Source organism: Telmatobacter bradus, from assembly GCF_048629425.1.
Lineage (GTDB): Bacteria > Acidobacteriota > Terriglobia > Terriglobales > Acidobacteriaceae > Telmatobacter > Telmatobacter bradus.
Window position 1 is genome coordinate 3,971,288 of the sequence record NZ_CP184532.1, and the last position, 13,602, is coordinate 3,984,889.

The following is a 13,602-nucleotide window of genomic DNA, read 5'->3' on the forward strand; positions in this document are numbered from 1 at the left end:
GGCGCATAGAGCAGCAGCAAGAAAGTCCCGAGGCACACACATCATGTCCACTATCGACTCACTCCACGACCTTCCCGAGTTGACCGACGACGATCTCGCGCGCTACTCGCGCCACATCATCCTGCCCGAGGTAGGTATCGAGGGCCAGCGTCGCCTCAAGGGCGCAAAGGTCCTCTGCGTCGGCACCGGAGGCCTCGGCTCGCCGCTCGCACTCTATCTTGCGGCAGCCGGTATCGGCACACTCGGTCTGGTTGACTTCGATGTAGTCGATGCCAGCAACCTGCAGCGGCAGATCATCCACACCACGCCCGACATCGGTCGTAAAAAAATCGATTCCGCCGCCGAAAAACTCACCGCGCTCAATCCCGCGCTCAAAGTCATCAAGCACGAAACACGCCTCTCCAGCGCCAACGCGCTCGACATCCTCAAGGACTACGACGTCGTCGCCGACGGCACCGACAACTTCCCCACGCGCTATCTCGTCAACGACGCCTGCGTCCTGCTCGGCATTCCCAACGCCTACGGTTCCATCTTCCGCTTCGAAGGCCAGGCCAGCGTCTTCGCCGCGCCCGACGCGCCCTGCTATCGCTGCCTCTATCCCGAGCCGCCACCGCCCGGCCTCGTCCCCAGTTGCGCGGAAGGCGGAGTGCTCGGCATCCTGCCCGGCCTTGTCGGCGTCATCCAGGCCACTGAAGTCATCAAGCTCATCCTCGGCAAAGGCGAAACGCTCGCCGGGCGCTTATTATTGGTCGATGCGCTCAACATGCGCTTCCGTCAGCTCAAGCTGCGCAAGAATCCCGACTGCCCCATCTGCGGCACGCACCGCACCATCACCAAGCTCATCGACTACGAACAGTTCTGCGGCATCACGCCACCTGCGCCATCCAACGTACAAGAGATCAAGAACGGAGTCCCGCAGATCACGGTACAGCAGCTTAAAAAGCGCATCGATGCCGGAGAAGAAGTCTACATCCTCGACGTGCGCGAGCCCTTCGAGTACAAAATCGCCAATCTCGGCGGCCAGCTCATCCCGCTCGGCGAAGTCGCGCAGCGACTCTCCGAGATCGATCGCAGCCGCGAGGTCGTTGTGCAGTGCAAGGGCGGCGTACGCAGCCAGAAGGCCGCCGAGGTACTCAAGCAGAACGGCTTCGAACACGTCATCAACCTGGCTGGAGGCATCATCGCCTGGGCCTCGGAGGTCGACCCCACCATGAAGAAGTATTGAGGCAGAAAACTTTCCGGGTGTTCTCCTCCAGCGAGCCACCCGAAAGCTCTTCGGCTTTATTCGAATAATCCAATGCCGCAGATCAAGTATCGAATGCGATCCGTAAGGATACCGCTTTCGCTTCAATACAATCGCATCTGAAATACGCTGTCCTGAATGCCGCATCAGCAGCACAAGCGTCTTCAGTTGCTTCCGAATTCTTTCTGATGATTGCGTGTGAATCTCGCCATAGGCATCGAGTGCCCATAGGATCTTCTTCTATTCCCCTTGCGTGTGCGGCAAGGCGGGGCACTCGCGGCCATTATAGTTGCGCGCGGAAGAACGCGATGTTCGTCTGCTTGGTCTTTCATGAACAAAGGAGTCACAACTGTTTTTTTGTTCGCAGCGATTCCTGCCTCAACTCTCTTGCGGATTTGAAACGTAAGCGGTTGGCTCTACCTGTGCGCCAGAAGCTTCCAATTGACTTCTGGGAAGCCACCACATCGAAGGCCTGAACCCACCTGACCACAGCACCTTGAGCCGAAGGACAAGGACCGCCACAGCCACGGCATCGGATGTTGGTACTGCTGCTGTACATCAAATTGAATCTTCATGGCTTGCGCTTCCCTGAGGCTTTCTTAGCAAGAATCTTCTTTGCCGCCCGCTCAAAGTCGCTTTCAAAGCTGCGGTCTTGTGTCACGCGGAATTGTTCATACTGCTCTTCAACAAGTTTCAATGCCACCTCGTGCGAAATCTTTCCGGCATTGTTCAGCACCTCGTACTCGTTGAAGCGAAGAAACGCATCCAATTTTTCCACCCATTCGGCCATCTTCATGGGAATCTGTCGCGTCGCCTGATTCTCCGCATAGTCCAGATACATACTCACCACCCGCTCCAGAGCCTTGATCTCCGGCTCGGTCAGATAATTCTTTGCCACCGCAACGTCTGTCTTCAGAATCTTTCCGTGCGGCGCCTGCTTCCAGGTTTGCAGACCCATATTCGGATGGTCGGCACGCGCCCGCTCTGCAATCAACTCGGCTGCCGTTTTGCCGGTAATGGCCCAATGCAGCTTGTTCTGCACCGTCTTGAAGAATGTCTGCGTAATCTCGGCGCTGCGGTCGTAGTCGATGCTGCACTGCTCGTAAATGTCGGTGATCTTCAGATAGAAGCGACGCTCGCTGGCGCGAATCTCCCGAATCCGCTCCAGCAATTCATCGAAGTAATCCTTGCCGAATCGCTTGCCCTGCTTCAAACGCTCATCGTCCAGCACGAACCCCTTCACGATGAACTCGCGCAGTGTCTGCGTTGCCCAGATGCGAAATTGTGTCGCCTGGTAGCTGTTGACCCGATAGCCGACGGCAATGATAGCGTCCAGATTGTAGAAGTCCACCTCGCGAGCCACCTCGCGGGCGCCCTCGGTTTGAACTATCCGGAATTTCCGGATAGTTGTCCTCTGAGACAGCTCGCCCGTGGCGTAAACGTTTCTCAGGTGCTCACTTACGGTTCGAACGTCTACCCCAAACAACTCGGCCATATTTTTCTGGCTCAGCCAAAAGCTCTCATCTTCATACTGAACATCCACGCGCACCGCCCCATCCGGGGTGGTGTAGAGCAGGATTTCGTTCCTCTGCGGCGTCTTTTCGTCTGTCATCGCTGGTGATCCTGGATGGTCTGGAACTTGGTTATCTGCTCGGTCAGTGCTTCAGCTATAGGGTGTTCGATCCCAGTCTTGCCCAGATTTGCAAGGATCGCGTCGGCCATCTCCGGCACACGGCGGCGAACAAGCGGCTTGGCAAGCCCGGCGTCTTCGGCCAGTTGCTCAAAATTTGCCTTCGACACCTTATCCGATGAATACTCGCCGCCAATCTTCATAGCCAACTCGCGGGTAAGCTCTGGGTAATAACGGGTACTCACAACATCATAGAGCGGCGCAAGCCGCGTCTCCATACTTGCTGTGCCCACGCCGCGATAGAGCAGCGAAAAGTTCTTGCCATGCGCGTCGTTGTTGCCGACCAGGTAGTTGAAGATCACGGCATCCAGCAGACGTGCCAAGTCAAGGACCGGCGCACTGGAGACCTCGCGCAGCAGCGCAAAGCACTGCTTGAGCGATGGTCCACCTTCCTTCTGATACTTGTTTTCTGAAACAATGCCCAGTGCTTGGCAAAAGTCTTCCTGGTGCAAGCGTTCCAGCACGGGCGCGCCTTCTGAATTCTGGCGGTGCGTCCGGTCATAACGCTCGATCAGCAGGTATTCAACATCTTCCACGCGTCGAATTTCCGTCTTGGCCACGGGCAGACCCACTGCCGCCGCAAGTTTCATACAGTAGGCTTCATTGAAGACAACCCCGGCAAATCGCTCCACGGCTGGCTTCAAGATGTGCGTGCTGGGCGCGCCGTCCAAAGGAAGCGAGACGGCATCCCCCTCCACGCGCACGGCGATCTTGTCTTGAGCGCCAGCCAGCGAAAGTCGTATTCCGGTTTCACCGGCCAATAGCGGACGGCGCGGCAGTTCCCGTAGAATCCCGGCCAGTTCAGGCGAGGAGAGCGCCCGATAATGGTCGTCGCGGGCGGGCAGGGCTTCGCCAGCCGAGAGGAACGTGACCGCACCCGCGCACTCCCCGCCGATCCGCTCCAGCATGGAGTAGTCGTTGCGTTCGCTGATGCCAAGGTTACGGGCAATGATCGCACGCTTGCTTTCTTCGGGCAGAACACCGGCAAAGTATCCTCGGCATTCTTTGCGCGTGAAGCGCTTCTGCCGCAGAAGCAGCGAGTGGGACAAGGGCGTTGCGCCTGGCTTTTCCAACCAGCTTTCTGCGTAGTCAAAGACCATCTGGCCGCCATCATTTTGGATGAGGTGGCCGACCAATTCACGGTGCAGGTAGACATCCAGGGTTTTCGCCATACGCTACTCCTCGATTTCTGAGATCGCAGGCGGTGTCAGCGCGAGTTTGATTCCAAGCGTTTGCAGGACCGTCAGAACCTTGCCAATCTGGCAGGTTTCCTTGCCCTTTTCGAGGTCGATGACAAAGCGCAGACCCGTGCCGGAGGTCAGCGCCAAATCCTTTTGCGTGACGCCCAACCGCTTCCGGTTTTCCCGGATGATTTGACCAATTGCCTGTGTCGTATATTTCATGGACCTCGTACGTGTTACCGTACGGGAATACTATTCTCTGGATTCGCCCATGTCAAGATGTTTATTCCCGTTCGGGAATATTATATTTACTGCCGAGGAGAAGCCCCAAAACGCTATCGATTTTCTACTCTTCCTGCTCGCCTATCCATTCCACAAGCTTCTGTTGCAGTTCCTCTTTGCTGGGCAGATAGAGCTGGTATTCGCGGGCGTGAATGTTGGCGTTTTTGGGGATGGTAATCTCCACCAGAGCGGAATTCTTTTTCTTGCAGAGCAAGATGCCGATGGTGTGATTCTCCGTCTCGGTTTGAACGTGGCGGTCAAAGTAGATGACCTATAGCGACCGCGTGGCCGCCGGAGCAGCGGCTTCATTGGCAAGTCGAGTGCCCAACTCAAAAGCCCGCTGGCAATCACCAGGAAAATGTTCCCTGCGGCTGTCAGCCTTCTTCTCCTCATCAAAACGATCTTGGTCGATCTTCGAGTAATCGTCGAACTGATAGGTGTCGAAGCAAAGTAGTGACTCTGAACTCCCGAAAATTTTCGTCAAAAACATTTCATTAAGAGCGATGCCTTTATCGAATCCGCTCTCCTTCAACTGCTTGTTAGTCGTATTCATCGTGTAGATGAACCCCGTCTGGATCTTTCTGGGAAAAAGAGTTGGTGCCGGTTCATCGGCCTTCGCATAGCGATAATAGGGAAACATCAAACGCTCCATAAAGGATTTCATCTCTCCCGAAACCGCCCAGAAGTAGATCGGCGAGCCCAATATCAGGACATCTGTCTTTTCAGCCTCTTCCAGAATTGGTGTCAGATCATCCTTGATGGCGCACTGTCCATAACTCCGACCGCCTTTGATCTTGCAGCCAAAACAGCTCTTGCAACCCTTGAAATCCAGATCGTACAGGTGGATAAGTTTTGTCTCCGCCCCCTGTGATGTCGCCCCTTCAAGAGCCTTTTCGAGCAATGTTGCTGTATTCCATTTTTTTCGCGGACTTCCGTTAAACGCAATCACTTTCATCGAGTTCTCCACTTCTGCTGCTTGTAGCCGCAGGAATAGCGCTTCGCCCTGAGGCCTTCGGCTGCTACGCCGCTGTAATAGGTGACTGCCACGCGTTTATTTCAGGATAGTCCGTGTACCCCGGCGTGATGATCAACAAGGTGCAGCTAAGCGAGAGATACTCTGACAAGCGGACAACACCAAACTGCGGATGGCCTCGTACAACGGAGTGGAATTCCGGCTTGTGCTCATTACAACCTCCGAATGCTCTACAAAATCTCTGCGCTCTCGGCATCGAACCTGGCTACCTGCGGCGGGTTCAGCCAATTTTCTTGAATGCCTGCTCATTCACATAGGAGAAGGATTCCTTGTCACGCCTTCCATGTTGACACAGTCCGCAGGCTAGGTCAGAAGGTGAGCGGGCGCGGAAGGTGCAGATCATGGCATTCCAACCATGGCAGGAGACGGTACGTGGACGCGCTCCGGGTCAAGGCGGTAAAAACGAGAGCTCAGATCGACGTTCGCCTTGAGGCGGAGCGGGTACGCAGACAAACTGATTCGCAGGTTGGAATGCCAGAGGATTCTTCCTGCCAGCTTTATATATGAACCATCGATTCGACCGACGCTGCCAGATCAGAGGATCGCTTACGCGCGATCCTCTGATAAACCCGATTCAATCTGGAACTCGCTTCGATGTAATACTTTTCGTCCAACTCTATTCCAATGTATCTGCGATGCGTGAGCGCCGCCGCTGCGCAAGAGCTTCCGCTCCCAGCAAACGGATCGAGCAAAACATCGCCCGGTAACGAGAAACTGCGGATCAGAGGAACGAGCGCCGAGAGCGGCTTCTGAGTCGGATGAAGCTTGTTGCCGCTGTAATCGACATCGATGACGTCTGCGATTGGATTCTTCGGTAGCGGAGGCTTTCCCTTTGCCAGCAGGTACGCCTGTTCATGCTGATAGCGAACCAGCCTGCTCCTCGACGCGTAGTCCTTGCGAAAGACGATATGGCCGACCGGATAGAATCCTGCTTGGCGCCATGCTGCAAAAAACTTATCGACAGCGCTCCATCCATAGAACATCACAGCGACCCGATCCTGCTTGAGGACTCTGTAGGCTTCTCTCATTGCTGGCTTCAACCAGTCGCTATTCGAGTCATTCTGAATAGAGCGACCTGTGCGGTCCTTGTAGTTCACCAGGTACGGCGGATCGGTGAGTATGAAATCGACGCTGTTTGCGGGCATCTGGCGCATGACCTGAATGCAATCCCCATGCGTAATGGTGTTGATGAACCGGTTCTGAATTGTAGCTTGTGTCTGCATGGCTTTGATCTCCTTTGTGGTCCCGGAGTGATCTCTCAGGACACACACCCGGAGGGCGCGAGAGATGGCTGCTCCCAAGGCGGACAGGATGCTTTTTCGGGGGGGACCTTCAGGGGGGAGCCGAAACCCGCAGGGCGTCTGCCGTACAGTATTGCTTTTGTCAGGAATCAGACTGGCACAGCAGACGAAGCAGAATCCCGGCCGCCGCCGGGCGCAGCCAGCTTTCCTCTCGCGGTGCCTGAGAGTCCGTAGGGCTCAGGAGGAGATCAGCGTGCAGAGCAGAACAGCGTACAGGCAGATCAAGGTATCCATCATGAAAGCATGGAAGGCAATGTCACAACACGCCATGACCATGAACAGATCCTCTATGGTGAAGTATTGTTGTAACCCGCAATGCCAAGCAGATAAGCACCGATGTGGCTGGTCTGTGCGCAAGGATGGTAGGTTATCTTGCTGGGGTAGACATGAAAGGGAGCTGGTTCGACCTCAAGGGTGTGGCGATCCTGGGCGTTCCGTGTGCGATGCGATGACTTGGAGCAATATTTATTGAATTAGCGATTTGTCCAAAATAACACTACAGTGGCGAAGGGCGTTCGTGATCGCACGCGGCAAGTTCTGGAACGAAGGGTTTGCCGTTGCGGCCCGCAAAGGCTGTTCAACCCGTGTTTCATGATGCACCATTTTTGTACATCTGCTCATGCACACGACCCGGCGCTATGCGCCGTTCGCTACCCTGGTTCGCCAGCACAGTTGTCAGGCCGATTGAGCAATGGGCTACATCATCGTGCACCTCAAAAGTCTGTCCGCTCATCGAATCATTGAAGTCATTGTGTTTTGTCGCCTTCTGCGCTTTCGTTCAGCTTGCAATATCAGATTCAGAAAGGCAGACTTGCTATAAGACCGAAAAATGAATCACGGGTATCCTCAGAAGACGATTCCTTCCTCGTGATGTTTAACCGTGCCGTGTTGCGACGCGCGGTGAAGAAAGGTCAGCTACGCTATGCAATGGGAAAGTTCAACGATGATGTTTCCCGCCCACGCGGGATTGTTTTCAGAGAAGGGTGCTTGTCATCAAGGAGATCAAGATCTTCAGGTGGCTCGTTCCTTTCATTTGTCGTTCATCTGCGATTACGCAGGTAACGTGCTGAGATTCTCGAAAAGGGGGACATCGTTGTGTATAGGTCCGTCACCCGTAGTGAGATTTCTGATGCCTTAGCCCACATACGCGATCTATATCGTCAAATCAAACCTGCCGACGAACAGGAGAGCCGCACCTACGAGCGGCGCGAGGTCGGGATCAAGGATCTCCTGTCGAATCTCCCGCGCACCAAAGAGCACCCCACGCTCACCGCGGTCGATGAAGTGGCCGATATGGCCAGATTGACGACCGAAGGAGCACATCGTCTGTTCGGCTACAACCTGGCCAAAATCCGAGAATACGACTTGCAACTCAATGGTGGGCGTACTCACATTGTTGAGTCATATCCGTTCGAGCGTGACCGGCTGATTGATCTGCCGCTGGAATTCGCATCGGAAGAAATATTCGGGTTCAGCGGGATGTTGGGAGACATGGTGACCAGATGGCAAACCGGTATTCCTATGCGAATTCTGGAAGAGGCAGGTTGGCTACGGCCGGGCATCTTCTTCGTTCACATTGGGACAGAGGACAGCCTGGGATCGAGTCTTCCGCCCGGATCGCTGGCTTTAGTAGAACCCATCGCGGAGGATGAAGAATTCCATCCGAACCCACGCGCGATCTATCTGCTTCAATTCGGCAATGGATACTGCTGCAGCCGCTGCGTCGTATCGCGCGGAAAACTGCAATTACTCTCTTCGGAAAGAACGTATCTCGGCCCCCAGAATTTCGACTATCCAGGTGCGGTGCGGATCGTGGGACGAGCACGGATGTTTGCTTTGAAGCTTCCCCTTCCCGAGTATCCTTCGCGGTATTCCCTTCCACTCGGTGGCAATTGCGCCGATCTGATCCTGCCCACGGAGCAACTGACGAGGAATGTCCTTTTCGCAACTGAGCATATGCGATTCAAAAGGACGAAGAAGGAGGAACAGTTGGTCCGAGAGGCCTTCCATGCAGTATTTGGTTCCAGTCCGAGTCAACGGACGGAGCGCCGTTATAGATCATTTACGCCTTCGGAACCGCACGTGGATTCATTGATCTATTTCACGGTGGCAAACTTCGCGCGTTATACGGACGCGCTCAGAACGGGAGGTTCCATGATTACCGATACGGGGCGTTTTTCTCTGGAAACCCTGCTCAATGCCAGACATTGGGCCGACGTGTTGGCTACAACTCCAGAGGTGCGTTTGCCCCTACCTGTAAAAGCGTGGGAGGTGTATCGGACGGAGCTTGTCGAATGGATCCCGCTGTTGTCTTATAAGTTCCCCGAATTGCGCCTGTGGAGCGACCGTGCACTGCGCTTAGCCAACGAATATGCAATTCAAGGACTCGATCCCGCAATTGCACCTGGTTCGTGGATGTTTCTCGAAAAATCCCCGGCGATTCCCGATGTTCAGAGCGAGCAGAGAAAGAGCGGATGGTCACGGCCCTTCTACGTGCTTCGCAGAGGGCTGGAAACCATCTGCGGCTACCTCGAAAGAGACGGCGCTGGATACGCGCTGTTATCCAGCGCTTACGGATACGGATCGAAGACTACGCTCGCCAGGGATGAACTCAAGGATCTATGGCGCGTAGGCTGCGTTCTTATTCCGGTCTAGCGACGCCACCGGAAGCGGCTGTCATCCCACGATGTAAATTTGGCCAAAATGGCATTCATTCATTGCACCACGGACGTGGCGTTTGGCCTGCATAAACCCTTTCGTTCCGTTACACGAGAGTAATTTTGGCCATTTCCGCGATTCTCACCTGCAAACGTCGTAATCCGCGATAAGCTCTGTCTCATTCCGGCTTGCTTCGCGTGCCGCCGGAACATTGAGAGGGACGCGCATGAGAAATTCCAGTACTCATTTACGAACCATCGCGAATCAGGACGGCGCCGTCATTCTGAACTCCGCGGCGGGGACGATCACAACGCTCAATTCTACGGGAGCATTTGTGTGGCAGGCGCTGGAACGCGGCGAAAACCAGGATGCCATCGTAGCGGATCTAGCACGCGAGACGGGCGAGCAGGTGGATACGCTGAAGCGTGATGTGCAGAAATTCATCGATGCCTTGAAGAACCAACATCTCTTGTTCTGCTGATCTGCTGATGTGGAGGACATTATGGCGGCAACTGCCACGATTGTCGAAACAGTAGAATACCGACTCGTCCTTATACAGCCGGCGTCAGGTGCGGTATTGGCTGTTGACGCGATTGATGGTTGTCGATTGCCGCGTGTCAGCATTCCTCAGTGGACCCGTCCTGCGCAGCAATTGCGCAAGGTAATCCGGGCCACCTGGGGTGCTGAGACCTTGATTCTGGACATTTTCCGAATGAATGACGGTTCCACATCTTGTGTTGCGGCTGAGTTGCTGGACGGCAGGATCCCGCTAACCCTCCGGGCCGTAGAACTGGATCACATTCTCAACTCCGAGTTGGTGGAAGCAGAGTATTCCGCTCTAGTGTCGCTTCTCTACGGCAAAGGCAAGAACCCATTATCCCGGATCGGTTGGATTGATGAAGCGATCGCCTGGATAGAGGAGACCACAGGTCGAACAATCTCTTCCAGGAATGACATTGAGCAGTTTAATGTAGGAGGAGCTTTTGCACTTCTGCGATTCCATACAGAAGACGACCATGCCTATTGGCTAAAAGCAACAGGAGCACCCAACGATCACGAATTTGCTTTCACGGTATGCCTGTCTGAGTTGTGTCCGAACTCCTTGCCACCTCTGATTGCAAAAAAGAAAGACTGGAACGCCTGGCTGACTGCGGAAGCCGGTACTCCATTGTGCGATCCTCCATCGAAGGAATCGCTGGTTGGCGCCGCGGAGGGTTTCGCATCACTTCAGCTTCGGACTGTCGGCTGCGTGGATGTGCTGTTGTCTGCGGGAGCGTTCGATCAGCGGCCTTCAATCTTGAGAAGTCATATCGATGCAATCACAGCATATCTGATCGATGCGATGGCGCGGCAGACTTCTACAAAGGCACTGCCCCTTAGCCGTAAGCGTCTCCTGGAATTGGCAGAGACCCTGCGTGCTGCTTGCCGTCACATGGAGACTCTCGGTATTCCGGACGCCCTGATTCACAACGACCTGAACGCTGGCAACATTCTTTACGACGGGGTCCGTTGTGTCTTTACCGACTGGAGTGAAGCAGCGATTGGCAATCCATTCCTGTCGTGTGAGCGTCTCTGCCAACTCAATCCAGAGCACCGTGAAACGGTCTGTTCCGTCTACCGCAGATCGTGGTCGGGCCGGCTCAGCGATGCCAGCATCGGCGAAGCATTTGCGCTGATGCCACTTCTTGCAATCTACGCCTATCTGTATGGCCGCGGCGACTGGTTCGCGGGCGGGGCAATTCGTCCTCAAGTTGAGAGCTATGCCCGAAGCCTTGCGCGGCACATGGATCATGCAGCGAAGGCTCCAGCCCTGCTGGAGGTGCTATGAACGCTACCATGCTTCCAGTTGAAGATCTCATACACGGCGTGATGGTGCACGATCCGTACCGTTGGCTTGAAGACCGGAACCTGCCGGGAACTGCGGCATGGATTCGAGAGCAACAGCACCGCTGCGAGGCATACTTCGCCGCGTGTCCGGGCATCGAGATGTTGGAGAGCCGCGTCCGGAAATATCTCGATGTAGAGGTCGTCGATCAGCCCTCGCGTGTGGCGGACCTCTACTTCTATCGGAAGCGAAGCAAGGGAGAGGAGCAAGCCAGCATCTACGTTCGAGATGCTGCGACAGCGGAAGAACGGTTGCTTATCGATCCTTCCGTGGAGGGGCCTTTTACTTCGGTGGGGATTCATCGCATTTCGGAAAATGGAAAGCTCCTGGCATTTGAGATTAAGCAGGGCGGTGAAGACCGCAAAGAGATTCATGTCGTCGATGTGGATACCGGCCAGATTCTTCCTGACAGCATTCCCTTGGGATACGCGCGAGGGTTTGCATTCACGCTTGAGGGCGACGGATATCTCTACGCTCAGGAAACAGATAACTCTTCCTGTGAAGATACGATTCGTCTGCATCGTTTTGGCGAACAGGGAGAAGATGAGATTGTCTTTCGTGTTCCGCAGACTGCCGGCAGCAGGCTTGTGCTGATAGCGAATGCGCTGCATCTGGGGGCGGTTTGGCTTCGCCCGCAGGGCACTGCGAAGATGCTTGCAGACTTTTCGATCGCCCACCAAAATGATGCGCGCAACTGGGCGCGAGTTTTTACAGAAAAGCGGCTTCCCTATAATCCGATTCTGTGCCATGGAAGGATTCTTGCACTCGTCGAAACCGAATCGAAGAGCTCAAAACTCATTGAATTGTCGATCGATGGCGAAGAACTGCGAACATTGGTTCCCGAGAAACATATTCCCATCCGACAGTTCGCGATCACGCAAGACCGGATCTATATCAGCTACCTGGAGGGAGGAATTCCGTCGATCGATGCATGGGACTTCGATGGGCATCAGTTCGCACCGGTTGACCTCCCCGCAAACGGAGCGATCCAAATGCTTCCGGTCAGCACACAACAGGCCGTAGGATTCTTTTATGCGTTCGAGTCCTTCGATACGCCACCCGCCATCTACAAGTTTGACCCGCTAACGAACACATCAAAACTATGGCATCAACGAGGGCCAGCTCATCGCAGTTTCCGCTCTCATGTGCGCGAGGTGCGCGTTGACTCAAAGGACGGGACCGCGATTCCACTGACGCTGGTCACAGGCAACAGGGACAGAAACGGTCATCCAACTCCTGTCATCATGACCAGCTATGGCGGCTTCGGCGTTTCAATGACGCCTCAGTTCTCCGTCCTGGTTTCCATCATGATGGAACTTGGCGTCACCTTCGCCTTGCCGCACATCCGCGGAGGCGGAGAGTTTGGGAAAGCGTGGCACGATGCCGGGCGTGCCAGGAACCGCCAGACAGCCATCGATGACTTTATTGCCGTGGCGGGTTGGCTCCGCGAACAAGGTGTAACCACATCACCCCAGTTAGGGATATTTGGCGGTTCGCACTCCGGCCTGCTGGTTGGCGCCGCGATGACGCAGCGGCCGGATATGTTCGGTGCCGTTCTCTGCATCGCCCCGCTGCTCGACATGGTCCGCTACGAGCATTTTGATCAGGCCGTCAAATGGCGGCGCGAGTACGGAACGGTCGAGGATTCAGAAGACTTTCACGCTCTCTATGGCTACTCGCCCTATCACCGCATCGCGGAAGATGTGAACTATCCTGCGACGATGTTTGTTTCCGGGGACAAGGATGATCGCTGTAATCCGGCGCATGCTCGCAAAATGGCGGCTCATTTGCAAAGCCGGACTGCCCAGAGATCCGCGGTGATTGTGGATTATAGCGAGGAGCGCGGGCATTCTCCCGTGTTGCCGCTGTCGGTTCGGATCGAAGCTCTGACACGCCGAATCGCATTTCTCTGTAGAGAATTGCAGATTACCTTGCCAAACGGAGGTTTTGATGAAACGTCTCGTGCTTGAGAGCTGGTTTCTGTTGCTCTATTTCGACTGGATCATGCATTCCCGCAATTTCAAAAAACTTCACCGGATCGTGGAGAAAGAGATGGTTCGTCCAACCACTTCCGACAGCTTGATTTCAGTCGAAAATCTGAGCCGCGCTATGGACTATGCCTGTGTCTTCTATTTCAGTCGCGTGCTCTGCCTGCAACGGTCCTCAGCAACGACGCTTCTCTTTCGGCGTCACGGCTGGAGTGCGGAACTGGTGATCGGAGCACAGATGCTTCCATTCAGGTCGCACGCCTGGTGCGAGATCAACGGCAATGTGGTAAACGACAAGCCGTACATGCTGGACGTCTATACAGTCCTTGAACGCTGCTGAG

General features: G+C 54.9%; 13 protein-coding genes. 6 read left to right on the forward strand and 7 right to left on the reverse strand.

The window, feature by feature from the left end:
• Positions 1 to 43: 43 nt before the first annotated feature.
• Positions 44 to 1,225 (forward strand): molybdopterin-synthase adenylyltransferase MoeB, encoded by a 1,182-nt coding sequence (gene moeB / locus ACOBR2_RS16315; RefSeq protein WP_420237163.1) that lies wholly within the window; start codon positions 44 to 46, stop codon positions 1,223 to 1,225.
• A 589-nt stretch (positions 1,226 to 1,814) separates the two neighbouring features.
• Here moeB and ACOBR2_RS16320 read toward each other — a convergent pair.
• The 7 genes from ACOBR2_RS16320 to ACOBR2_RS16350 form a co-directional block, all read right to left on the reverse strand.
• A complete protein-coding gene (locus tag ACOBR2_RS16320) occupies positions 1,815 to 2,855 on the reverse strand; it encodes a virulence RhuM family protein (RefSeq protein ID WP_420237164.1) in 1,041 nt (346 codons plus the stop codon).
• A complete protein-coding gene (locus tag ACOBR2_RS16325) occupies positions 2,852 to 4,105 on the reverse strand; it encodes a type II toxin-antitoxin system HipA family toxin (protein WP_420237165.1) in 1,254 nt (417 codons plus the stop codon). Before ACOBR2_RS16325 ends, ACOBR2_RS16320 begins: the two co-directional genes overlap by 4 nt.
• Before the next feature lie 3 nt (positions 4,106 to 4,108).
• Positions 4,109 to 4,336 carry a type II toxin-antitoxin system Y4mF family antitoxin gene (locus ACOBR2_RS16330; protein ID WP_420237166.1) on the reverse strand — a complete coding sequence of 76 codons (228 nt, stop codon included), beginning with the start codon at positions 4,334 to 4,336 and terminating at the stop codon, positions 4,109 to 4,111.
• 124 nt (positions 4,337 to 4,460) lie between these two features.
• The gene (locus ACOBR2_RS16335; protein WP_420240026.1) at positions 4,461 to 4,664 is read right to left on the reverse strand and encodes a PDDEXK nuclease domain-containing protein; all 204 of its coding nucleotides are present in this window, start codon (positions 4,662 to 4,664) and stop codon (positions 4,461 to 4,463) included.
• A 3-nt stretch (positions 4,665 to 4,667) separates the two neighbouring features.
• Complete coding sequence (locus ACOBR2_RS16340) at positions 4,668 to 5,351, reverse strand: flavodoxin family protein (protein ID WP_420237167.1); 684 nt, start codon at positions 5,349 to 5,351, stop codon at positions 4,668 to 4,670.
• A gap of 575 nt (positions 5,352 to 5,926) precedes the next feature.
• Positions 5,927 to 6,652 (reverse strand): DNA methyltransferase, encoded by a 726-nt coding sequence (locus ACOBR2_RS16345; protein WP_420237168.1) that lies wholly within the window; start codon positions 6,650 to 6,652, stop codon positions 5,927 to 5,929.
• A 667-nt stretch (positions 6,653 to 7,319) separates the two neighbouring features.
• Positions 7,320 to 7,463: a hypothetical protein gene (locus ACOBR2_RS16350; protein ID WP_420237169.1), complete on the reverse strand. Its 144-nt coding sequence runs from the start codon at positions 7,461 to 7,463 to the stop codon at positions 7,320 to 7,322.
• Positions 7,464 to 7,825: 362 nt separating this feature from the next.
• On the opposite strand from ACOBR2_RS16350, the gene ACOBR2_RS16355 reads away from it, so the two are divergent.
• From ACOBR2_RS16355 to ACOBR2_RS16375, 5 genes are all read left to right on the forward strand, one after another.
• Entirely contained in the window at positions 7,826 to 9,385 is a 1,560-nt protein-coding gene (locus ACOBR2_RS16355; protein WP_420237170.1) for a hypothetical protein, read from the forward strand.
• Positions 9,386 to 9,614: 229 nt separating this feature from the next.
• A complete protein-coding gene (locus ACOBR2_RS16360) occupies positions 9,615 to 9,869 on the forward strand; it encodes a PqqD family protein (RefSeq protein WP_420237171.1) in 255 nt (84 codons plus the stop codon).
• Positions 9,870 to 9,890: 21 nt separating this feature from the next.
• Complete coding sequence (locus ACOBR2_RS16365; protein ID WP_420237172.1) at positions 9,891 to 11,216, forward strand: phosphotransferase family protein; 1,326 nt, start codon at positions 9,891 to 9,893, stop codon at positions 11,214 to 11,216.
• A complete protein-coding gene (locus tag ACOBR2_RS16370; RefSeq protein WP_420237173.1) occupies positions 11,213 to 13,243 on the forward strand; it encodes a prolyl oligopeptidase family serine peptidase in 2,031 nt (676 codons plus the stop codon). The genes ACOBR2_RS16365 and ACOBR2_RS16370 overlap by 4 nt, the downstream gene beginning before the upstream one ends.
• Positions 13,224 to 13,601, forward strand: a complete 378-nt coding sequence (locus tag ACOBR2_RS16375) for a lasso peptide biosynthesis B2 protein (protein WP_420237174.1) — start codon at positions 13,224 to 13,226, stop codon at positions 13,599 to 13,601. The genes ACOBR2_RS16370 and ACOBR2_RS16375 overlap by 20 nt, the downstream gene beginning before the upstream one ends.
• Position 13,602 lies beyond the last annotated feature (1 nt).